General features: G+C 35.9%; 18 protein-coding genes. 11 read left to right on the forward strand and 7 right to left on the reverse strand.

The features are described 5' to 3' along the window. Nucleotides 1–33: 33 nt before the first annotated feature. Nucleotides 34–1,260, forward strand: coding sequence for a nucleoside recognition domain-containing protein (locus BM736_RS05495; RefSeq protein WP_076409525.1), 1,227 nt, complete (start codon nt 34–36; stop codon nt 1,258–1,260). A gap of 79 nt (nt 1,261–1,339) precedes the next feature. Here the strand turns inward: BM736_RS05495 and BM736_RS05500 are convergent, their stop codons facing one another. The 3 genes from BM736_RS05500 to BM736_RS05510 form a co-directional block, all read right to left on the reverse strand. Continuing rightward, nucleotides 1,340–1,774, reverse strand: a complete 435-nt coding sequence (locus BM736_RS05500) for a hypothetical protein (RefSeq protein WP_076409528.1) — start codon at nt 1,772–1,774, stop codon at nt 1,340–1,342. 281 nt (nt 1,775–2,055) lie between these two features. After that, complete coding sequence (locus BM736_RS05505; RefSeq protein WP_179079011.1) at nt 2,056–2,964, reverse strand: hypothetical protein; 909 nt, start codon at nt 2,962–2,964, stop codon at nt 2,056–2,058. 299 nt (nt 2,965–3,263) lie between these two features. Further along, nucleotides 3,264–3,635, reverse strand: coding sequence for a diacylglycerol kinase (locus BM736_RS05510; protein WP_076409530.1), 372 nt, complete (start codon nt 3,633–3,635; stop codon nt 3,264–3,266). Nucleotides 3,636–3,799: 164 nt separating this feature from the next. Here BM736_RS05510 and BM736_RS05515 point away from each other — a divergent pair, with 164 nt between their 5' ends. Further along, on the forward strand, nt 3,800–4,759 hold the full coding sequence (locus BM736_RS05515) for a DNA ligase (protein WP_256717724.1): 960 nt from the start codon (nt 3,800–3,802) through the stop codon (nt 4,757–4,759). 354 nt (nt 4,760–5,113) lie between these two features. Here BM736_RS05515 and BM736_RS05520 read toward each other — a convergent pair whose 3' ends face one another. Next, nucleotides 5,114–6,064 carry a hypothetical protein gene (locus BM736_RS05520; RefSeq protein WP_076409532.1) on the reverse strand — a complete coding sequence of 317 codons (951 nt, stop codon included), beginning with the start codon at nt 6,062–6,064 and terminating at the stop codon, nt 5,114–5,116. A 502-nt stretch (nt 6,065–6,566) separates the two neighbouring features. Here BM736_RS05520 and BM736_RS05525 point away from each other — a divergent pair. The 7 genes from BM736_RS05525 (at nt 6,567) to BM736_RS05555 (ending at nt 16,501) form a co-directional block, all read left to right on the forward strand. After that, a complete protein-coding gene (locus BM736_RS05525) occupies nt 6,567–7,346 on the forward strand; it encodes a hypothetical protein (protein WP_143562325.1) in 780 nt (259 codons plus the stop codon). Between the two features lie 309 nt (nt 7,347–7,655). Next, a complete protein-coding gene (locus BM736_RS05530) occupies nt 7,656–8,237 on the forward strand; it encodes a hypothetical protein (RefSeq protein ID WP_076409536.1) in 582 nt (193 codons plus the stop codon). A gap of 82 nt (nt 8,238–8,319) precedes the next feature. Further along, nucleotides 8,320–8,862 (forward strand): hypothetical protein, encoded by a 543-nt coding sequence (locus BM736_RS05535; RefSeq protein ID WP_076409538.1) that lies wholly within the window; start codon nt 8,320–8,322, stop codon nt 8,860–8,862. After that, entirely contained in the window at nt 8,859–11,642 is a 2,784-nt protein-coding gene (locus BM736_RS05540) for a TcfC E-set like domain-containing protein (protein WP_076409540.1), read from the forward strand. Before BM736_RS05535 ends, BM736_RS05540 begins: the two co-directional genes overlap by 4 nt. Before the next feature lie 77 nt (nt 11,643–11,719). Further along, nucleotides 11,720–12,367 carry a hypothetical protein gene (locus BM736_RS05545; protein ID WP_256717736.1) on the forward strand — a complete coding sequence of 216 codons (648 nt, stop codon included), beginning with the start codon at nt 11,720–11,722 and terminating at the stop codon, nt 12,365–12,367. Nucleotides 12,368–12,374: 7 nt separating this feature from the next. After that, a complete protein-coding gene (locus BM736_RS05550) occupies nt 12,375–13,427 on the forward strand; it encodes a hypothetical protein (protein WP_076409544.1) in 1,053 nt (350 codons plus the stop codon). A 152-nt stretch (nt 13,428–13,579) separates the two neighbouring features. After that, complete coding sequence (locus BM736_RS05555; RefSeq protein WP_076409546.1) at nt 13,580–16,501, forward strand: hypothetical protein; 2,922 nt, start codon at nt 13,580–13,582, stop codon at nt 16,499–16,501. Between the two features lie 202 nt (nt 16,502–16,703). Here the strand turns inward: BM736_RS05555 and BM736_RS05560 are convergent, their stop codons facing one another. Then, a complete protein-coding gene (locus tag BM736_RS05560; protein ID WP_076409548.1) occupies nt 16,704–17,588 on the reverse strand; it encodes a helix-turn-helix transcriptional regulator in 885 nt (294 codons plus the stop codon). Between the two features lie 757 nt (nt 17,589–18,345). On the opposite strand from BM736_RS05560, the gene BM736_RS05565 reads away from it, so the two are divergent. Next, nucleotides 18,346–18,819, forward strand: a complete 474-nt coding sequence (locus BM736_RS05565; RefSeq protein ID WP_076409550.1) for a low molecular weight protein-tyrosine-phosphatase — start codon at nt 18,346–18,348, stop codon at nt 18,817–18,819. Nucleotides 18,820–18,876: 57 nt separating this feature from the next. On the opposite strand, the gene ylqF is transcribed toward BM736_RS05565, so the two are convergent. Next, on the reverse strand, nt 18,877–19,815 hold the full coding sequence (gene ylqF, locus BM736_RS05570) for a ribosome biogenesis GTPase YlqF (protein ID WP_076409552.1): 939 nt from the start codon (nt 19,813–19,815) through the stop codon (nt 18,877–18,879). A gap of 248 nt (nt 19,816–20,063) precedes the next feature. After that, complete coding sequence (locus BM736_RS05575; RefSeq protein WP_076409554.1) at nt 20,064–20,903, reverse strand: isopenicillin N synthase family oxygenase; 840 nt, start codon at nt 20,901–20,903, stop codon at nt 20,064–20,066. Between the two features lie 317 nt (nt 20,904–21,220). Here BM736_RS05575 and BM736_RS05580 point away from each other — a divergent pair, with 317 nt between their 5' ends. Further along, a complete protein-coding gene (locus BM736_RS05580) occupies nt 21,221–22,123 on the forward strand; it encodes a bifunctional methionine sulfoxide reductase B/A protein (RefSeq protein WP_076409556.1) in 903 nt (300 codons plus the stop codon). Nucleotides 22,124–22,185: the final 62 nt, after the last annotated feature.

Consider the following 22,185-nt stretch of genomic DNA (forward strand, 5'->3'; position numbering starts at 1 on the left):
AAGCGCTTTAGTATGATATTAAAAGGGATGTGAGTGTTAAATCGGATTTGGTTTTTCTTTTTTGCTACAGCAATGGTCTCCATAGTCATCCAACTGCTTAATGGTCATGTCGATGTGTTATCTGATGCCGTTACTGCGCTGTTTTCGAGCTCAAAATTAGCTGCAGAGATTGCATTAGGCTTGATTGGTGTATTGTCGCTGTGGATGGGCTTGATGCGAGTCGGTGAAAAAGCGGGGGTAGTCGGTGTCTTTGCAAAAGCCTTTGAACCCCTTCTTTCAAGGTTGATGCCTGAAGTGCCACGAGGGCACCCAGCTTATGGCAGCGTAACCATGAATTTAACGGCTAATATATTGGGGTTAGACAATGCTGCGACCCCGCTGGGCTTGAAAGCGATGCAAGATCTGCAGTCGCTTAACTCTGATAAAGCAACGGCGACCAATGCCCAGATATTATTCTTAGTACTAAATACCTCATCAGTCACCTTAGTGCCGGTTACTGTGTTTCTATACCGTGCACAGCAAGGCGCAGCTGCCCCTGCTGATATTTTCTTACCCATCCTCCTCGCCACATCCGCTTCTACCATTGTTGGTGTACTCGTAGTGGCAATGTTTCAACGCTTATCTTTATTTAACACCATTATTATGGGCTATGGCGCCTTGATTTTTGGCTCTATTATGGCCTTGGTGTTTTACTTAGGAACGCTAACAACGACTGCAATTGGTACTTTATCTACTGCGATGGGAAATGGCATTTTACTCCTGTTAGTCTTTAGTTTTATTCTGGTCGCCGGCCTTAAGAAAGTTGCTGTCTATGATGAGTTTATTGAGGGGGCTAAAGAGGGCTTCGCGCAATCAATCAAACTCATTCCATACCTTTTAGCTATGTTACTGGCAATTGCATTGCTCAGAGCATCAGGTGCTTTGGATTACTTGCTGCATGTGATTTCTGTAATGGTTTCTGTTATTGGGGGAGACACTCGATTTGTGGATGCTTTGCCAACGGCAATAATGAAGCCTTTTAGTGGTTCTGGGGCTAGAGCCATGATGTTAGAAACAATGGACCATTATGGCGCGGACTCTTTTGCTGGCCGATTAGCTGCAATCTTTCAAGGAAGTACTGAAACCACCTTTTATGTGTTGGCTGTGTATTTTGGTGCTGTTGGGATTCGAAATGGCAGACATGCACTCTTCTGCGGACTAACTGCTGATTTTGCCGGCATAGTTGCTGCCATTGTTGTCTGTTATCAGTTTTACGGTTGATTAGATATATGCTATTTAACATGAGTGGTTCATTATAAATGAACCACTCATGTTTGTTTTTTTGTAAAAAAAAACAAGCCTATTTAAGTACTGTGACATGACCTCGGTGGTCTTTCTTTGTCATTGAACGTGTGCTTATTACGCTACATGTAGGATCACAGACAATTACCATTTCAGCGAAACGAACGCCGTCTTGGCCTGACGAATCTATATTCATTATTCTGTATTTAACCATTGCTGAATAGCGCTTACCTTTTCCTGTACTATCTGGTGATGATGATAAGTCCATTGATAATATTTCAGTGTCAAATGTACTTGTAGCACCACGCTTTGATTGCATTTCAACGCTTGCTGTTAAATCTAGTGGTGAAAGTGAAGGACTTCCATCAGCTGTTAGTTCTATATCAAAAAAAACATCGAAAAATGAGTCAGGTTGAGCACTCGTAGGTATCGCGATCACCAATGAGCAAATCGCAATACACAGAGCAATAGTTTGTGTGATTAATCTAGCCATCATAATTTCCTCAATTACATCTCTATTTCAATGTAGTTATTGGCAAGTGAAGTTTCCAAGGCTAGAGGTGGGATTTATTAATATTTTGAACCCTTATGGATTCTGGTTGGCGAACTGTTTTTTTTTGCTTCAGATTCAAATGATTAATGGTGTAGATTTAATAGACTATTTTGATGCTATAGACAGGGTTGATACTACTTGAAAGAATAAATGAGGAGAGAGTTGAGCTAACCGAGTGATCACATTTCAAGTGGAGCCGTTGCTCACTCGGTTGGTTAGATTTAGAACCTATAGCTGACCGACAGCATAGGACCTATGAAGCTATAGTAGAGGTTGTAGTCTGCTACGTGAATATCAGCATTATTACTTTTTTGGCTATAATCGACGTCTACTTCATAAAAGTTAAACGCGGCTGTCATATGCCAGTTATCGGTGATCTCTGCCTCAACGCCAGCTCTAATATCAATTAAACGTCCTTTTAGATCATCGAGCTTGATGTAAAAGTATTGCGCGTGGGCGGTAAACCTAAAGCCTGGGCTAAACTCATAATCTCCGTATAGGCCGATATCGGGTAGGGGAGCGGTAACACTCTCATCTACGGCTTTATCTAATGGCTGCTGATTACAATTGAGAACAAGTTGCTCTTCAATACAAGCGCCGATATCACCTTCAAACCCGGTTTTTATAAACATGGTATGTAAGCCGACAGACAGGCCCAAGTTATAGTTATTACCTTGATAAAAGTTATAACCATAACCTAAACGAGCGATATCCATATTCAATGTCGTTTTTAACTTTGCACCGGCTTTCACATCATATATTTTGTCTTCAAAGTTAACTTGGAAAGGTTTAGTGATTTGTTGAACTTCAGCATTACGGTGTAACTGCTTCCAGTCAATGTAAAGGCTATGTCTTTCATTAAAGTGATAAAACAATTCGAAGAATGGCAGAAACTGTGACTCTTCGAGTTTGAGATCTTTCTCAAAATCGATCTTGAAGTCCTCGCCTAAGACAGGATTTGTTACATCCATACTCGAGTTCGAGTTTGAATAAAACCCACCAACTCTTATAACCACTTCATCGTTAGCTGTAGTATGAACAGAATTAGTCTTAAGTGGACTCGTTTCATCTGCGTAGCTCTGGCAACTAGCCAGTAGGCATAAAAATGAGATGCCTAATCTTGTTAACATTAAGGCTGCTCCATCAAAGTTTATTATTTTTATAATTATTGATAAGTAGTTGATTATATTGAGTTCAAATTAATCATTAAGACTATAGTAGCAGAATGTGTCTAATTGTGAATGATTTGTATCAAAGAATGTGTAAAAAATTTAAGGAGGGTGTTTTTCGCACTAATAAGAGGAAGGAGGTAAGTGAGCTTTAGTCTTGAGTGTGAACAGGTGAGTTTACACTGTTTGTTTGAATCCTGTTAAATGCAAAATAGCAGCTAGGTCTAGCTGCTAAGCCATGCAACAATAGCAAATAATATTTAAAGATACCTAGTTGTCAGAATGATAGTCCATGTGATCCCTGCTAGGGCTAAACTCATAAAAACAGCGGCTGATGCAATGTCTTTAGCTTGCCCACTTAAGGTGTGAATTTCATCACCAATCCTATCAACAACAGCTTCAATTGCAGAGTTTAATAACTCAACAATAATGACGATAAACAGTGTGAGAATGAGCAATAGTTTCTCTACAATCGTGACATCTACAATGAATGCAATCGGCAACATTATAGCGGCTAAGATGAGCTCTTGTCTGAAGGCTGCTTCATGAGTCCAAGCAGCTTTAAGACCTTTCATCGAAAATCCAGTCGCTCTGATAATGCGTTTTATACCGTGATTATTTTCAGGTTTCATATTTTTCCATTATTTAATTTGAACTTAATCCAAGAGCATAAACAGGAGTGCTATCCGATGTTCTTGTCATCCATTTATTGTTGCCGAGTATATCATTTGAAATGTTTGAGACCAGTTTCATATAATTTGGTTCATGTTCTACACTCATTATTGGGGATTTATTAATGCCTAACCTGGTTAAAGGAGTTAATCGGGTCACTTTAGACGAAGGAATGTATATGAACGTCCTGCCTCATCGATACATCACTATTTTTGTTATTGCTTTAACCTCTTCATTCGCTTTTGCAAACCCTTTAGGGCGTTGTGAGGTAAGCGGGTGTGATCAAGAGAGTGATAATACACAAACACAACTTACCTTTGAACATATTCAGTTGGCTACACATGGAGACCTACAAGGCGTTATCAATGACTACTTAGTGAGTGAGAAGCTTGATGGGGTTAGGGGGTTTTGGGATGGAAAGCAGATGTTTTCACGTTCAGGAAGAGCTATTGCGATACCTGATTGGTTTACTAAAGACTTTCCTACATATCCGCTAGATGGTGAGCTTTGGATGGGAAGGGGAGCATTTGAACAAATATCTGCTTTAGCAAGGCGCAAGGTACCTATTGATGAGCAGTGGCGCAAAGTTCAATTTATGGTGTTCGATCTTCCGGCCAGTTCAGAGAGTTTCAAACAGCGATATGCTCAAGCACACCGTGAGTTAACCAATATTTCCCCCTTTCTTGAAGTCATTAAACAAAGGAGATTCCAAACACTGGCGAATTTAGAGTTTTGGTTTCAACAAATACTTGATGAAGGCGGGGAAGGGTTGATGCTGCATAGGCAAACAGCCATTTATAGCGCAGGTCGTAGCAGCGATCTCATAAAGCTTAAACCTTATTATGATGCGGAAGCGACTGTCATTGCATATCAAGCGGGGAAGGGAAAACTCGAAGGCATGATGGGGGCATTATTGGTAGAAAATGAACAGGGAGTGAAGTTTAAAGTTGGAACAGGCTTTACGATTAAGGAAAGACTTAGTCCACCACCACTAGGTGCCAGAATAACGTATCAATATTCAGGTTTAACACAAAAAGGAACGCCTAGGTTTGCTCGGTTTCTTAGGGAAAGGTTAGAGCAATAACGCTACCTAACTAGATGTACGAGTTAGATTATAAATGAAAATAACGGGTTATCGACTTGTGTTGACGATTAAGATAGATGTTGGATTTTTACTTAATTTTACAATAATAACTCTTAGTTGATTAATGAGGTTTATAGTTAATTTGCAAATAATAAATAGTTGGTTTATGAATTATATTAGGTTGTAAGTTGGGGTTTAGCAGTCAGCGACGTATTTCCATGTTATTTATAGTCAACTGACTAAGTTGAAACCTCAAATAAAGCTGATGTGTAAATATTAATTTTAATGACGGCAGTTCTAAACTAGCTTTTGTAAGTGTAAGGTAAGCTGGTTAGTTATCTAGTAATGAACGTTCTAATCTGTTTTTATGTGATCGGATAAATTACAACGATTGCAGAGTTTATTAGAGCAACTCTGTAAGCAATGAAGTTGTTTTTGAGCTGAAGGAAATAATATTGAATTGCACAACGCCTTCATTATATCTATTTTAAATAGATAAACACCTAACTTTGAATCAGGGTTTTTAGGTGGAAAATACATAGTTTCTTCAATGCCCAACAAGCTTCTTGTTATATCGAAAAGAGGGTATCCGGCAACAAAAAGATAAAGGTTCTTTTTGTTGATTTTTGATATGATATAATAACAAATGGAATAATCTAATAATTCCATGTAATGTTTGGAGTTATTAAAATACCCAACGTTGATCAATGAGCTTGTAGATAGGTCGGATTTATCAATAAACTCAAATAAAGATAACCCTTCTAACTGACTTAGATCTTCTATTCCGCTGTAGTGGCTTAAAATTTCCCCCTTTGAGTTCTCTAATGTTATACTCGTATAATCTACACTGTTACCGAGCTTATGGAGTTCATCGAAGTAGTCACTTAATGAGCAAATGTTTTTATGGAAATCAGAAAAATATTTATTATATTCTTCAAAGTTTTGATGTCTTATTTTACAAATAGATTGTTTAGGTTGTTGTTTATAAGATAAAGTCAATGATGAAAAATCTAAAATTGTAATAAGGTTTTTGAATGTTTTTGATATTTTTTCTGAAACCTTTAAAGTTGAACTTTCCACTCTGCAAATGATGTCTACAATATCAACACCCATATACTGAGCAATTAGCAGTTGTTTATGTAATGGTGGTACAGTTTTTCCAGTGGTCCAGCGACTGACAGTTATACTATCAAGTCCTTTAAACTCTTCATAATTTGAACTCTGAAGAAGAAATATAAATTCACTTCTTGAAAGTTCTTTCTCTTTTAACCATGTAATCAATTCATTTTTAAATATGTACTTCATAGGTTATTACCTTGTAGAGATAAAATAATTCCAATAACGAGCTAATGAACTGGGTAATGATTTAATATGTGCCAAAATGATAGGTGCATAAGATTAAGCATTAGCAATGTCTCTAGATTATGTGTTGAAGTGCTATTTTACTAATGCGTTACAAATATATCGTTAGCACGTGCGAAATTTGTTTGTGCAGCATGCTAACGACATGTTGCTCAGAGCTATTTACAATCCATTACTTAAGTTACAACTACTTTGCTAACAGTGCAGTCGAATACGCGTGAGTATTATCAAGAAAAGAAAGCAAGTCCCTAACTATTTTTATTAGTTGTACTGAGCTCTTTACTTGCACTAGTGTCAAAGATTCATTATCAAAAAATGCTTACTTGGCACTGCTTACTTAGCTTTTAAGTGAAGTTTAGTAGATAAAAATTTGTGAAGTAACAATTAGTTAATTCCAGTGTTATCTATGTAGGTCGTGTTATGAACTCATAGTAAGTTAATTATTATGTTGATAGTAAAGCTATTTAGAAGAGAAATAACTATGAATGATTGCTATTTATTAAATTCAAACCGTTATGAGACATCTAGAATGTTGAGCTCTTTATTACTTTTTAAATGTCAAAATATATTCGACCCCTTAATAGAGAGTTTTAAAAATAATCGTCATTGTATAATTGGCGCTGAATTGCTTGTTGATTTCCAGCATCTTAAGTCATTAGGTGTGCCTTTGGAACAGTCAAATGAACTGATCTCTTCAGGTGAGGCAGCACATAGCTCACTTGATTATGCTTCTACAATATTGGGTAAGGAAGTGGTTTTTGTTAATGTTGAAAGGTGCAATCTTTGTGATATGAAAATTTTGAAACGCATAATTACGCTAAGTAATCAGTTATTGTTGATTGGGATTGAATTAGTTATTGAAATAACTGAAAGAAATTTTTGTGGTATATGTGTTAGAGTGGTTGAGGGGTTGACTTATTTAAAGGAAAATAAAGTAAAGCTAGCAGCTGATGATTTTGATTATATTGGGTATAAAAATGATAGCAAAGAGAAAGAGCTTGTTTTGTATTATGATTATATAAAATTAGAAATGCCAGTTAATGAATTTGAAAGAATGGTTTTTAACGATTTTATTGATTGTTACTCAAGTGTAAAGAGAATAATAGTTGAAAGAGTAGAAACAACAAGGCAAATGAAAAGTTTACCTGTTGATAAATTATGGGGAGTTCAGGGTTTTCTTTTTTGTAAAGGTTATATGGTTCCAAGAATTTCTTTTTCCATTTAATACATTATCCACTTAAAGATATGTTTGTCATATATTTATCAATTATTTTATTTTAAAAAAATATTTTTACATTTTTCTGGTGGAGTAAAGCCGTAAAGTGATTGTTCTAACATGAAATTACAACTACTAATGTGAGTTAAATGTTATCTTAGGTAATCATGTGTTTATTTTAATCTAGCATTAGCATTGTGAGTAATATTAAATACTTCGTGCTAACGCAATTGTTGTTGATATTAAATAAAATGTTTTTGGCGTAAATAATCTCGCATTGTTATATGTGTTAAATGTTAATAACTAGGAGTTTTAAATATGAAAGTTAACAAATTAGTAGCATTTTTGGGGATGGTAGTTGTAAGTCAAGGTGTTTATGCAGCAGCTGGTGATACAGCAACGGCAACAGCTAATTGGCAAGGAAAGGTACCTGGAGTTATTCAGTCTGATGCTTTTGTAATCACAGGCGAAGGTGGGGATTTAGTCACTCCTATAGGTCAATTAATGCGTACAACAGACGGAGCTATTGTTGCGCCAAGTATACAGCTAGAAGCGAGGGATAATACAGGAACTGTCGCTGCTCCGATTGTTGGAGAATTAGTGTCTACTACAACACGTGACGATGGTGCAGGTAGTACGGAGGCGCGAGCTATAACATGGGCTGTATCAGATGTTGCTTTTTTCGCTAATGGTACTCCTGTGGCTGGGCTTGATTGGTCAGTGATGCATGATGGGATTGTACTTGCAACTTCTACTGCAAGTGGTGTAACTCAAATTAGCTCGCATGCTGGAGATATTCTAAAGCTAAATGCACTATCTACTTCAGCATCTGCTGATATTGATATGTATACGGGCAAAGATGCAGCACTATCTGTTACCGTTATTGCGTCTGAAATTTAATTGTATTGTTCTTAATTATATTGTCCGATTAAATTGATAGTGCTTGTCTTGAAATAACGATGTCCCAAAATGGTAAGTCATGATGAATATTTCTTTCAAAACGACATTAATTATGAGTTCGATATTTTCTCTTAGTGTTACTGCAAAGCATTTTACTCATGACTTTCCTGTATCAACAACTATCGATAGATCAAATATGCTATCAGAAACTGTTAACTTAACATTAAATCCAAGTGCGATAACGTTAATGTATGATGGTGAAATAAAAACGTTCGCAAATACTAAGGTAGATTTGAATATTGAGTCAACGGTTTATTCATTAGGCTCGAAAGTTGATGTTGATAGGTATGAATTGTTTCTTTTAGGAAACAGTTCATCATGCTATTCATCTACGATAAAAAATATAACTCAAAAAGTTGTAGGTTATGAAGATATCGTAAAAATATATCTAGACGATGATGTATCAGAAATGAATGTAAACAAAGCATATAGTATTACCGATAGTTCGTTGTTTGTAGAGGGTTCAAACAAAAAGCATAAGTTGGTACTTAGGTTTTCAACGCTAGGAAATGATGTTAGATATTGCGACGGTTCATTTGTAATTGGCTTTAGGTATGATCTATGACATTTATATTTAGATTGTTTTTATATTTGTTTTTTGCAATCACCTCATTTATGTCAATGGCTAGTAAAACGATAGTCCCAGAAGGGTTTGAGGATTTTTACAAGTTTAAAGAATCAAAGGTTAAAATAAAAAGTGCAAATGGAAAGTATTATGATGCAATTTTGGATGTATCATATAATAAGATAAAACTTAATACCAATGAACATGAACAAAATTTGATTAGAGTCAAAGACATATTAGCAGCTAACAATATCAAGGGAAAATATATTTCATTAATGGTTAATGACCTAACTACAGGGGTAGTTGTTGATAATGCTCGTTGTATTGAAAAACTGATAACAAACTGTGTCATTACGCCCAATGATTGGGGGTATTCCTTTGTATTTGATTATGATAGTAAAACTGTTCTGATATTTATTAGTGATAAAATATTAAATGTTATTAATCCCACTAATCAGTCTGTTTATCAAACTGCTAAAAGTGATAGCCCTGCACTAATAAATCATTTTTCTGTGGATATAAATAAATATGTGCAATCAGATGTTGATTTTAATATAAACGATGAAGTTCTTTGGGGCTTGAAGTATGGCCATTTTGTCGGTGACTTTCAATATCAAAGTGCTAGTAGTAGTTTTGATGTTTACAAATTGGCATATCAATTAGATTTCGACAAGTATCGCTTTAGATTGGGTCAGTTCCTGGGGGGGCAAGTTATAAATAGCACTGATTTTTTAAAAAATAGTTCTGTACTAAACGGTGTAACTGAAAGTGTAATTGAGTTTGGAACTTCGAACCGTTTACTACTTGGCAAGAAAAATAAAAACAAACAATTATACTATTTTTCTCCTGCAGTTGGCAGACTAAAGATTAAAGAACTCGGTAGTGATCGTATTATCCTTAGTCAGAACACAAATCAAGGTCAGCAATTTATTTCGTACTCTGAATTGCCATATGGTGTTTATGAGGTAGTACTTGAAGTAATGAACGGTGATAATGTTCTGTTGAGCCAAATTCATACAATATATAATAAGCCTTCTGATAGCTTAACTGTTGGCGATTATGATTTCTTACTTACATTAGGAAGTTTGAATGGTCATGGTATTTTAAGTGATAGTGATAGTGATAGTGATAGTGATAGTGATGAGTTATTATTTGCTCGTGGATTAGCCAGTTTAAAAGTTACTCAAGGGGCGTTACTGGCGCTTGGAATTACAGGAAGTGAATCTGGTGCGATTGTGTCGTCAGGGCTTTCATGGGATATGCAAGACATTGCTAAATTTGAAACATCATTTAATTATTCTGACTCAGGTGAGTTTCTGTTTGATACGAGTTTTAATTTTGGCAACTTAACAACTTCCTATCTGAATTATTCAGGGTCAGAAAATACTAACTTAGCGTCTACCTTATATGGATATGGAGATTATCAAAGGCTTTATGTAAGTAGTTCATTTGATTTTTTTGAATTAGGACACGCAAGATTAACTAGTTCTTATAATTTTAGTGAGAGTATTTTAACTCCATATAACTATGAAAATTATAATGTTAGTTTTGGTATTAGTAGACAAATAAATAACTATCTTATGTTAGATCTTAATGTAGGTTATGATACTGACTCTATAAGTGCTAACTTTGATGCGGATAAAATAAATGCAATGTTATCGTTATCTATAAGTTTGTCACCTAAACATTCTTTGTCATATAGAACCAGTGTTCATGCATATGGTGGTGATGTGTCATCATTTCGAAATACATTATCAGCCTCATCTTTGATCGAAATGAAAAATTACCATGACTATGGTGAAATTAGTCACATATACTCAAATTCACTTGATGGAACAACAGAATTCAATGCTACATATTCTGGTAACCTTTCCAATAAGTGGTTGAATTCAAATGGCTACGTAACAGGGAATTCAAATGGAGATAAAGGGGCTACTATTGGGTTTAATTCATCACAAATTTTGTATGATAACTCTTTCTTTTTTACGTCCAGTAAAAGTGAAAGTTATGGTCTAATTGATTTGAAAGGAGCTGGTTCTAATGTGTCTGAACCATCATTGAAGGCATACTTATCCATTAAGGACGAGCAAGGTCTAGTTAATCGGGAATCACTATATTCAGCTAAAAGCATATTGCCTTTGAAGGAGTTTAAAAGGTATGAGCTTGGTCTAAACACAGAAGTAGGTGATTTGCTAAATAGTGGCCGGGAGTTTTCATTTGGGTATTCTTATCCATCAAGCGTGATAGAGTTTTCTACTGAAGTTGGTAAAACAAGAAAGATAATATCAGGGTTCAAGACTGTTTTCGATGAGCCAATCACTAACTTAATCTGTGAAGGCTCAGGATGTATAGACGTTTTTCCAATAACGGAAGGTGTTTTTGACGTTACTGTATTAGATGGAAAGGGTTTTCTGTTAACGCATGATGATTTGTATTGTGATATAGATTTACAAGATGGGATAACAAATTATGGGACTAACTATTGTTTTCCAAATGTTTTATCTGGGGAGTCAAAATTAATAACAAATGTTTCCGGTAATAAAATTAATTTAAGATATTTGGGTGAATATCTTAAGGATGAAAATACTATGCAGTTTATCGATAGATTAGAAGCCAGCGAGGTAAAGCTATACACTCTTGAAAGGAAATTGACGTTTGCAATATATGTTACATACTCTAATGGTTCTTTAATCCCTGAAGAGTTGTTTAACTATATTAAAGAATTATCTGAGTACGCTCTAAATAATAACCAAGTGAATAATAGTGGAGTAGGTAAATGAGGCTTTTTAAATGCATTTATATTTTTGTTTTTAGTACTTTGTGTTCTCCGGTATCTAATGCAATTTACCTGGATAAAATGTTGACCATTGCAGATGAAAATAAAAATGGCTCATTTATCATCACTAACGACAAAGAAACTACATATTTTATAGAAACTAAAATTAAAGAAATTATAACTCAGGAAGATGGGTCTATAGTAAGGAAGGAATACACTAAAGATAATGTTGATAGCTGGGGAATAGCAGTCAGTAACCCTCGGTTTATTATTGAACCTGGTCGAACCAAAAATCTTGGCGTTAGAGCAATTTGCGGAGAATTATGTGATGTGAATAAGGATAAAACTTATGAATTATTATTAATACCTAGGCCATATAATTCTATGGATGAGGATATCCAACAGTCAATTAGCATTTTTGTTGGTTACGCACCAATTTTTATCATTCCGTCAGAAAATCCTGAAATTGCATTTGATATTAGCGTGGATCATGATGTTATTACTATACACAATAATAGTAATACCTTGATAAGGGTGTTGATTGACAATTGTACCGGAGTTAAGAATGGTTCTTGTAGCACTTATTATACACTAATTGAAGGTAGGGAGAAAAAATATTCACTTCCTCAGAAGCTTATTGGAGAAAACCTAAATATATCTATTTTGAATCATGACGAAAGTTATAATCAAAAAATTATCATTCCATCTAACGGCCGTTTCTCTAGGTAGGTTGCAAATGAAAAGTTTTCTTGCAATTATAGTTTATATATTATGCCTTCATCCAGTTTATGCTATTACGGTTAATATCAATATTAATGGAGATAATGTTAAGTATGAGAATGCAAGGCTTGATAAAGGTAATTACATAAGTACTGCTTCGGAGTTTGTTTCAAATTTGGAGCCTACTTCATCTTGGCTTCCTGCATCTAGTAGTAAAGAGCTTAATTTCAACCTATTTGGTCCAGATAAAAAAAATGCAAGCCTTCATGTTCAATTAACTGGGTTAGAGTTTGATTGGGCTGGTAGTAGTTCAAATTCTGATTCAATAAATAACACAGTTATGGGACTAGAGTCTGGAATTTGCAATACATATATATTGGCTGGGACTAAAGTTCAGTTAACTAGTGATTCGTCTTCTTGTATTAGTAACAGATTCATCAACTCTGCAAGCGAGTTGAACCCATTTTATTTTGTGAGACCAATATTTAAAGTTCACAGCTTCAGCACATTAACTGGCTTACCAGAGGGGGTTTACGTTGGAAGCGAAATAATAAAGTATAGATACTATTATTATAATAAACATAATGTTTTTACATACAGAGAGCTAAGTTTCGATTTGACTTTTCAGATAAGTTATACTCCTTCTGTATTTTCTTCATTAGAGGTAGTGGCAGAAAACGGAGGGATAATAGAGCCTAAATATGAAACTGATAAAGTTAAAGGGGAAACTAAATATAATGTAGTAGCATCTGGATTCTTTGATACTGGTATTAAAATGAAGTTTGATACAGGGGGTAACTACTCGCTCATTCATGAGTCAGATTCAACGTCAATAATCCCTTATTATATTCATTGTTCAACTTGTGATAATAAAGTGATCGTAGGAGATGATGGCAAAGTAGTGAGTGCCGTTTTAAGTAGTTCAGGAATAGTGAATGTACCTGTGGGCGGTAACCATAATACTATTAGTTTTGATTTGGTTGTTGGGTATAGAAATAGAGAGTTTAACGAAGTAATTACTGGGCGTTATTCGGCTTCATTTAATGTTATATTTGGTTTGGATTTTTAATATGGTTAAGTTTATATTTTATGATATTTTAGTTGGGCTGGTTTTAAGTGGGTAAATATATTTCAAACAGATGTTTAATCTTAAGCATAAACATAAACATAAACTTAAACTTAGATTCAAGTGTTTTTTACTTTGATAGTTAAGGAGTATCCGTGGGCCTATTATCATGTACTTTTTTTCAACGCAAATGTATAATTATTTCATTACTATTTTCTTTATTAGGGTGTGGCGGTGAAAGTTCAACAACTAGTAATGAAACTGAAGTAATCTCACCATCTGAACTAGATGCTATTGTGATTAGTCAAGATAGTATTGATTTAGGCTCATTATATCAAAATAATATTGTGGATCTTAGTAGTCGTAATATTATTTCTACAGGTGAAGCTTTAGCAATTTCAGATTTGATAAATATATCAAGAAACTCACAATGTGAGCCGCTTCTCATTTCAAACATGAATTTCACATTGGATAAGTTTGAAGCTCCAACTCTTTGCAGTTATAAGTATTCTTTGAAAAGTTTAAGTTCCGGAATAGTATATGATAATAATAATATGGTAGCCCAAGTTATCATTAAGGATGCTTCACCTGTTGTACAAAATAGTCGAGCGAGTGTCCGTATGCTTCCGTCAACAACACTTCCTCCAATTCAGTTGTCTATATCTGCACCTGGAGAAGTAGTTAATATCGATTTAACATCTAGATTGGCAACCCAATTCCCTAAAGATGATGCTAATAAAAGCTATCAGTTATCTAATAATGTACTTGTGCTTGGGAAAGGCACGGCGGTTGTTAAATCTGATGATTTAAACAAAAGCGTAATTAGCTATAGTAGTGATGTTAGTGACGTTGGTGGTATTACAAGATTACTGTATTCACTATCAGATGATTTTGATGGAGATGGTTATGGTGATTTTCAAATTGGTTCTATTGATATTAGTGTCCATGGCGGTGGTAGTAATATGAGTCCAGTTGCGAATAATTTTCTGCGGGACAATGGAGATAATGAATTAATTATTAATAAAAAATATACGATTAATGTTGCAAGCCAAACCTCTGATGACTGTATTTATGAGCGAAAACCTACTGAGTCAGTAGGAAGTTGTATTTTTGATTCAGACGGAGATAAACTTCAATTAGTTGGGGTGTATTCATATGATGCACAGGTTGTACCAACTAGCTTAACGAATATAGTATCAACGGAGTTTGACATTACATTTGAACGTACTGGCATTCATGATGTCACTTACGAAATAAGTGACCATAACGGCGGTTTTGCAAGCGGCATTGTACGTTTTTATGTGAAAGAAAATCTTGCACCAGTACCAGATAATAACCCTTATATCATAATAATGGAGGAATCTAATAGTTGGCTAACTAAGACTGTTAACAGTTTTGCAAGTGATCCAGATGGAGATATTATAACTATAAAATCATTAGAAGAGTCTGTGGATGAAATTACCGTTGAAATCGATGACATATACCCTGATAAAGGTGACGCAAGAGTAAGGATAAAAACGGGAGTAAATTCAGAAGGTGTACATGAATTTTCAACAGTTCTTACTGATGGTATAAATGATGTTTTACAAAAATGGGTTATAATTGTCAACCCCGCTAATCACCTATCATTAGCATCAATTGATAAAAGGACATTTTCTACCGATACTAATATGCCAATTGAAATTGATATCACATCGATAATTAGAAATATCAGACCTGGTAAGGTGGTGTCAGTAAAAAAAGTATCAGGTGGCCAGTATGGTGAAGTTGCAATAAGCTCAACTGATGAAAGTAAAGTTATTTACAAGCCTCATAAAAATATATTAGGTATTGATGATTTTATCTTTGAAGTTGAAACGACTTCGGGAGCCTATATTGCCGGTGATGTAATTATAAATATCGGCAACCCTCCTGAATTACTTATATCTGATGTTACGGCAACTGAAGGGGTAAATGATCTTATTAGTGCTTCAGTAATATGTGATAACTGTGATGTGAGTAAATATGAATATAACTGGGTTATTGATGATCAAGTAGTATCGACTGATAAATCATTCACAATTACTCCAGAACAAAGGATTTATAATGTTACATTATTAGTTGTCGGCACTGATGTTTTTGGACAAAAGGCTCATAATGTTTCGATTTATAATTTTTTTGAGATTGTAACTGGTTCGTATAACTTTCCTGCTACGGATTGTCAGGAAATATATACTACTTATAATTCTCCTTTTGGGTTGACGGTTGATGATGGTGAATATTGGTTGAGAAGTGCCGATGATTCATATACTTATAAAACTCAATGCGACATGGTATCTCAAGCAGAAGCTGATGAATTGGATAAAAGTGTTGGTGGTTATACTTTAATATGGTCCTATTCGGAGAAGACCAACTTAACACGTTTTGGTGGTTCTACTGATAAGTTCTCCCAACGGAGTAAAGGTGTTGAGTTTAATGGTCGTTCATTTGTCGATGGTAGAGGGTTAGTAACCACTGAGAGTGGCATAGTTGACTATAATAATTTTCGTGTGACCAATGATGAGTTGAATAAAAAGTTTGGCATTTCTTATTCACGAGTAACATACACATCAGATATATCTATAGATTCTATTAATAGAGATGTGGATCATACTGTTCAAGATTGGTACATGCAAACCACAGAGCCAGTAAATTTTTATACAGGCTCTGTAGATTTTAGCTCCGCTGGTTTCGAATCTGGCATTGCTGGGCGATTAGCAGGGGTAAAAATCGACGGTATCTATAAATCCTCACGTGTTGTAGAGCTAAGAAATAATGTTGGTGAGGTTTTAGGTGATATGACTATGTATGGAGGAGCTTACGGTTTTCACTACTCTGTAGATGAAGTGTACAACGGTCAGTATCTTAATAATTTATGGGGCTTTTGGGGAGAAAATGATCATGATTTGGACTTGTTTGGTCTATGTACTAACCCTAAAGAGATAACCCTCGGAGGGGTTAAGAGTTTAGGGTGTAATGGTGATACTGCAGGTGCCAAAACTTACCATGAGAGTATAAATGGTGGTGAAGGATATGTTATTCAGTGGTGGGCGCTATAAGATACTTCTTTGTTCTCGCTTGGTTTAGAGTGTATTAATATAGGGCCTTGTCAGGCAGGCCCTTTATTGAGATATTGTTTTAACTATTAAAGGGTTTTAACTTAACGCTTGGGTATTGAATAAAATATAGCTATTGCTGTCTTCAAAGTAGTTAAAGGTTTGTACATTTATGATTCTACTGTAAAATCATTTTTTATTAACATTATATATAGGATTCATAAACTGGAGATTGTCTTATTAGTGATGTCATAGGTATTAAAAAACCTAGCCAAGCATAAGTTTTGGTGAAATGAGTGAGCCCATGTGATGATAATGGTCCGAATGTGGATACTGTACCACCTAATGACTCTGCGTAAACTTTTAGATCTGTATTATATAAGCGCAGATATACATAACGAGCTTTGAATTTCTTTTTGTCGCAATATTCTAAAACGCCTAAGATATTTTGCAAAAAAATTACATCTGATGAGGAGTGGCTGCAAGCAAGCACTGCAACATAATCACTACCTTTAATCGATGTATTGCTAGGTGAAAACTGATTACCAATATTTTTTATGATACTTTCAAGCTTATTAATACATGTAAAGTATATTATTTGGTGCCCAACTAAATGTTTTTTATCGAGATAAAACTCTGTTATTGAATAGCAACATATTCCAACTTCTTCAATAATTTTATTGTACTCATTATAACTGTTTCCCCACGCATTGTGGTATGCCTCAGATATCAAAGGGTTTACATGTGATTTTTCGTATGTAACTTTTTTACTTAAATGTCTGTGAGACAAGTAAAAATTATCAAGAGTCCTATCTCCCACACTACCAAATCGATTATGGATAACTTTGGTTTCATTCTCATTTTTTAATGTAAATGTTCTAGCTAATTTTTTTGCCAATTGGATGGTAGATAATTGAAAAATTGCAGAGATTTGTTTTATTTCTGAAGGGCGCGTATGGCCATTTTCCCAGCGCGAATACGTTACTTTATCCAACTTTTCGAACTCGTCTAGACTTCTTAAAGACTCTATAGCGTCTGATTGACTCAAAGATTGTTTAACACGGATCTCTTTTAAAAGAATATCGAACATATATACCTCTTTGTTAAACTACCTTGTTGTGGAGGACATTCTATTACTTGATAATGTGAGCATGTTTAAACAAATCTTGTATGTGTTGGTCGGTACATAACTTTATTAGCCAGCCATGTAGAGACTTTAGTAAGGCTAGCTCATTTGTTTAAAAAGCTTACAACACTCTCATGTCGCACACCTGTTGTTATCTTATTGTTATTGTACATGTGCAAGAGTTTGGGCGTTCCCACTTTGTTGTAATGATTTAAAATCTTTTAATATCAGTGGCTTATTTGTTTTTTAGTTGTATTCAAGGCTGTTTCGTTTCTTTATTTAGAACTCTAAATCATATTTGTTAATTTGAAAAAGGTGATTGAAATAAAGATTATCTTCTCTTATCTATATAACTAGTTTTCATTGTTACTTGTGGTGATTTTCTCACAACCTAACCGTTCAGTATTTAACTTTTAATAGAATAGCAGTTGTTACTTTCTTATCAAAATTGTGCTAAAAATTTACCAGCTTTTTGTACTCATGGAAATATCTAACTACATAAGACTCTGAATTTATTTAGCATGTTGCCTTGAAGTTTACTATGGCAAATGGTGATGTTTAAATGCTAATATTTTAATGAATACTCTCCAAGAAGTCCCCAAAAAGTCTTGTAACTGATTGAATTTAATAGTAGCTAAAGGAGTTAAAATGATGTGGTTTTCTACTGTTCTGCTTTATCTTTGAATTGTAACCAAGCGTAATTAATATAAAAGGTATTGAAATGAAACCAATTAACTCCGTCCTTTTTGTATGTATGGGTAACATATGTCGTTCTCCTACGGGTGAGGCTGTATTTCGTCAAAAAGCTGGTGATGCAGGCTTATCGATAGAGGTTGATTCTGCAGGTACGATTGCCCATCATCAAGGTGAGCAAGCTGATCCTCGTTCACGCGCAGCTGGTGAACAGCGTGGCTATAGTTTTAAGGGACAAACTGCTAGGCAGGTAACGGATGCCGATTTTGTACACTTTGATCTCATTTTAGCTGCAGATAGCGCTAACCTTTCGGACTTACAGGCTGCTTGTCCAGAAGAGTTTCAGCATAAGCTAAAATTGATGTTGAGCTTCATAGGCGCAGATGAAAACAAAGAGGTCCCCGATCCCTATTATGGTGCTGGAAATGGCTTTGAGCTTGTTCTTGATTTGATTGAGGAGAGTTGTGATAACTTGATAAATAAAATTAAAGTCAACGAGTAACTAGAATGAGTTAACAGGCTCTATGACACAGATAATAGAGCCTGATTTCAGTCGTCTTTACTTATGTCGCTTACCAGCGCGCTTAAGTGCCTCTTTCTCTTTACGGGCTTGTTTCTTTGCTTCTTTCTCTGCAACAAGCTTAGCGACTTCAACCTTTTCAACTTCAATCATTTCAGGTGTTTCGAGTGAGAGTAGTCCCATTTTACCTGAACGAAATTCGTGTAAAACTAATTCAGACGCCTTATGAAGATCAATCCGTCCACCAGGTCGTAGTGCACCACGTTTCCGGCCAATAGCTTCTAACAGTTCTATATCAGTATTAGGGAGAGAGTCTAGCTTGTAACGCTCTGCAATGGCTTCTGGATAAGCGTGTAGGAAGTATTCGGCAGCAAACATAGCAACATCTTCATATTCCATAGCGGTATCTTTTATAGCACCTGTAATTGCTAGGCGATAACTACTTTTGTCATTATCGACCTTAGGCCATAAGATGCCTGGAGTGTCAGACAGTACGATACCATTTCGCAAGTTGATCCTTTGCTGCACTTTTGTCACAGCTGGCTCATTCCCCGTTTTGGCAATCATGCGTCCAGCGAGCGTATTGATAATGGTAGATTTACCTACATTAGGTATTCCCATTATCATGGTGCGAATGTCTTTCTCAATTTTGTCACGGCTAGGCACAAACTTACGACAAAGTTCTGGTAATTTTTTCACTTGAGCTGGTTGCAGTGTGGTAATCGCCATGGCCTTAACGCCTTGCTCTTGCTCTAGATATTCTATCCAGGCTTGAGTGACTACTGGGTCGGCCAAATCAGATTTATTCAGTAACTTAATACAAGGCTTATCACCTCTAAGGCTTGATACCATAGGGTTTTCGCTACTGTAAGGTATACGGGCATCGAGCACTTCAATCACAAGATCAACTTGAGGCATGACCTCTGCAATCTCTTTTTGTGCCTTGTGCATGTGTCCTGGGTACCACTGAATTGCCATTTTGTTACTCTGTTTTGTAGATCAATGTGGGGATTTTACCTTGTTAGGGGGAAATTTCCTACTTAAGTCATTAAAAAGTAAAAGCGCCAACTGGCGCTTTTGACAGGGGTGTCATTATGCCCGGAGTCCATGGAAGGACCATGAGGGTATTTGACAGGGATGTCATTATGCCCGGAGTCCATGGAAGGACTATGAGGGTATTTGACAGGGATGTCATTCTTATGTGTTTATTTGGGCGATAAACAGCGCTATATAACCCCTAGCTCTCTTAATCTCTCCATCAGGTAACTGTCGGCTGTGTATCTGCTCGATAGTTTGACCTCTGGATTAGGGTGTAAAAACAGAGGGAGTGAAACTCTTGGCTTACTCATGTCCGTTCCTTCTGGATTTATCACTCTGTGGGTTGTGGATGGGAAGTAGCCCCCCGAGGCTTCTTGTAGCATGTCACCTATATTGATGATGAGGTTACCAAAATCACAAGGAACATCTATCCATTCACCGTCCTGGCCCTTTACCTGAAGGCCGGGCTCATTGGCCGCAGGCAATAAGGTAATAAGGTTTATATCTTCATGTGCCGCAGCGCGAATAGCACCTGCCTCTTCATCACCTGTCATACCTGGGTAATGTAAGACTCGCAAAAGAGTTTTTTGGCTATTCTCGATCATTTTTGGGAGTGCGATTGAGTAATTTACCGCGACTTCTGCAGGTGTATGCTCCTCAATCCATTTCAAAAGTTCTTCAGCCAATTCATTTGCACGTTGATAATATGTCAGTATATTCTCTTTTAATGATTCAGGAATGCGCCCCCAAGGGTAAACATGGAAGTACTCTTTAATATCTTTAACTGTGTGACCTTTGGCTGTTTCAGATATTTCAGCAGGAAAGAATCCATCTTGTGTTTCAGGTTTAAATAGAAAATTCTGTTTTTCTTCGCTGTTAAAAAAAGCCTGCCACTCAGTGTAAATATTCTCGACTAACGCTTTATCTATGGGATGATTTGACAGTACACCGAAGCCTGTTTCTTTGAGAGATTGTACGAACTTTGCTGCACTTTCAGCTGCTTGATAATCGATAGTTTCTAGTTTCATTATGATCTTCTTATCTTGTAATTATTAAAACCCCACACTAGTTTAACTAGGGCTAAGCTAAGGGGCAATTAAGTGTGATGGAAATCACAAGGCTATTGTTTGTTACTATGAGGAGTTATATTTTTTTTGTGAAATACTTAAGTCAATAGAATGAGATAGGCTAGAACGGGTTAACTGAAAATAATTTCATAAGTTGTCTAGAATTATGAGTGGGTACTTTGTTTTATTTTTCACTCTATGGGTGAAATACAATAATCAGAATAAAGGTCTATTAAGCCCCAGGTTTTGAAAAAGCACAAATTTAAAGAGTACAAAGAATGCGTAAATTGACTGAATTTGAGCGGTATGTCATTGAAGATAAAGGGACCGAGCGTCCATTTAGCGGAGAGTTTCACCTCCATGATGCAAAAGGCGTATACCTATGTAAGCGATGTGAAGCCCCGCTTTATCTATCAGAGCATAAATTTAACGCACATTGTGGCTGGCCAGCGTTTGATAATGAGATTGATGGCGCCATAAAGCGTCTTCCTGATGCTGATGGTCAAAGGGTTGAAATTGTCTGTGCGCAATGTGATGGTCACTTAGGTCATGTATTTGAGGGGGAACGGCTTACAGAGAATAATATTCGTCATTGTGTTAATTCTGTGTCTATGTCCTTTAAACCGCTCGATGAGCTAGCTCGCCTGAATCAAAATGAATTTGCGACATTTGGAGGTGGATGTTTTTGGTGTCTTGAAGCCATGTTTACTAGCCTTAATGGGGTGATAAAGGTTGAATCTGGCTATAGTGGTGGCGATGCGCAAACTGCGAACTATAAAGCAGTATGCAGCGGCGCCACAGCGCATGCAGAAGTGGTACATATTGAATTTAATCCTAACGTGATTAAGTTTAAGGACTTACTGGCTGTGTTTTGGCAAAGCCATGATCCAACAACTTTGAACCGGCAAGGTAATGATGTCGGGCCACAATATCGCTCTGTTGTCTTTATTCACAGTGAAAAACAAGCTTCATTGACTAATGAGATGATTGAAGAACTTAATCTATCTAAGTTATGGCCAGCGCCAGTGAACACTGAGGTGAGTGCTTTTTCTACGTTTTATAAGGCTGAGAATTATCACCAAGATTATTATGAACAAAATGGCGAGCAGCCTTATTGCCAGATGGTGATAAGGCCAAAAGTTGAAAAGATTAAGATGATATTCGCCGATAAACTTAAGTAAGAATGGATGGCTTAATAACTGGTGGAGTACAAAAAAGGCGAGCATTGCTCGCCTTTTTACTG

Origin of the sequence: Shewanella sp. UCD-KL12, assembly GCF_001957125.1 — a bacterium.
Taxonomy (GTDB): Bacteria; Pseudomonadota; Gammaproteobacteria; order Enterobacterales; family Shewanellaceae; genus Shewanella.

Bases quoted from the DNA above. Each gene is read 5' to 3' on its own strand.
- BM736_RS05525 (WP_143562325.1), top strand. From the start codon at position 6,567: ATGTTGATAGTAAAGCTATTTAGAAGAGAAATAACTATGAATGATTGC.
- BM736_RS05505 (WP_179079011.1), bottom strand. From the start codon at position 2,964: ATGTTAACAAGATTAGGCATCTCATTTTTATGCCTACTGGCTAGTTGC.
- ylqF (WP_076409552.1), bottom strand. From the start codon at position 19,815: ATGGCAATTCAGTGGTACCCAGGACACATGCACAAGGCACAAAAAGAG.
- BM736_RS05540 (WP_076409540.1), top strand. From the start codon at position 8,859: ATGACATTTATATTTAGATTGTTTTTATATTTGTTTTTTGCAATCACC.
- BM736_RS05545 (WP_256717736.1), top strand. From the start codon at position 11,720: ATGTTGACCATTGCAGATGAAAATAAAAATGGCTCATTTATCATCACT.
- BM736_RS05565 (WP_076409550.1), top strand. From the start codon at position 18,346: ATGAAACCAATTAACTCCGTCCTTTTTGTATGTATGGGTAACATATGT.
- BM736_RS05535 (WP_076409538.1), top strand. From the start codon at position 8,320: ATGAATATTTCTTTCAAAACGACATTAATTATGAGTTCGATATTTTCT.
- BM736_RS05500 (WP_076409528.1), bottom strand. From the start codon at position 1,774: ATGGCTAGATTAATCACACAAACTATTGCTCTGTGTATTGCGATTTGC.
- BM736_RS05530 (WP_076409536.1), top strand. From the start codon at position 7,656: ATGAAAGTTAACAAATTAGTAGCATTTTTGGGGATGGTAGTTGTAAGT.
- BM736_RS05580 (WP_076409556.1), top strand. From the start codon at position 21,221: ATGCGTAAATTGACTGAATTTGAGCGGTATGTCATTGAAGATAAAGGG.
- BM736_RS05550 (WP_076409544.1), top strand. From the start codon at position 12,375: ATGAAAAGTTTTCTTGCAATTATAGTTTATATATTATGCCTTCATCCA.
- BM736_RS05575 (WP_076409554.1), bottom strand. From the start codon at position 20,903: ATGAAACTAGAAACTATCGATTATCAAGCAGCTGAAAGTGCAGCAAAG.
- BM736_RS05515 (WP_256717724.1), top strand. From the start codon at position 3,800: ATGCCTAACCTGGTTAAAGGAGTTAATCGGGTCACTTTAGACGAAGGA.
- BM736_RS05510 (WP_076409530.1), bottom strand. From the start codon at position 3,635: ATGAAACCTGAAAATAATCACGGTATAAAACGCATTATCAGAGCGACT.
- BM736_RS05560 (WP_076409548.1), bottom strand. From the start codon at position 17,588: ATGTTCGATATTCTTTTAAAAGAGATCCGTGTTAAACAATCTTTGAGT.
- BM736_RS05520 (WP_076409532.1), bottom strand. From the start codon at position 6,064: ATGAAGTACATATTTAAAAATGAATTGATTACATGGTTAAAAGAGAAA.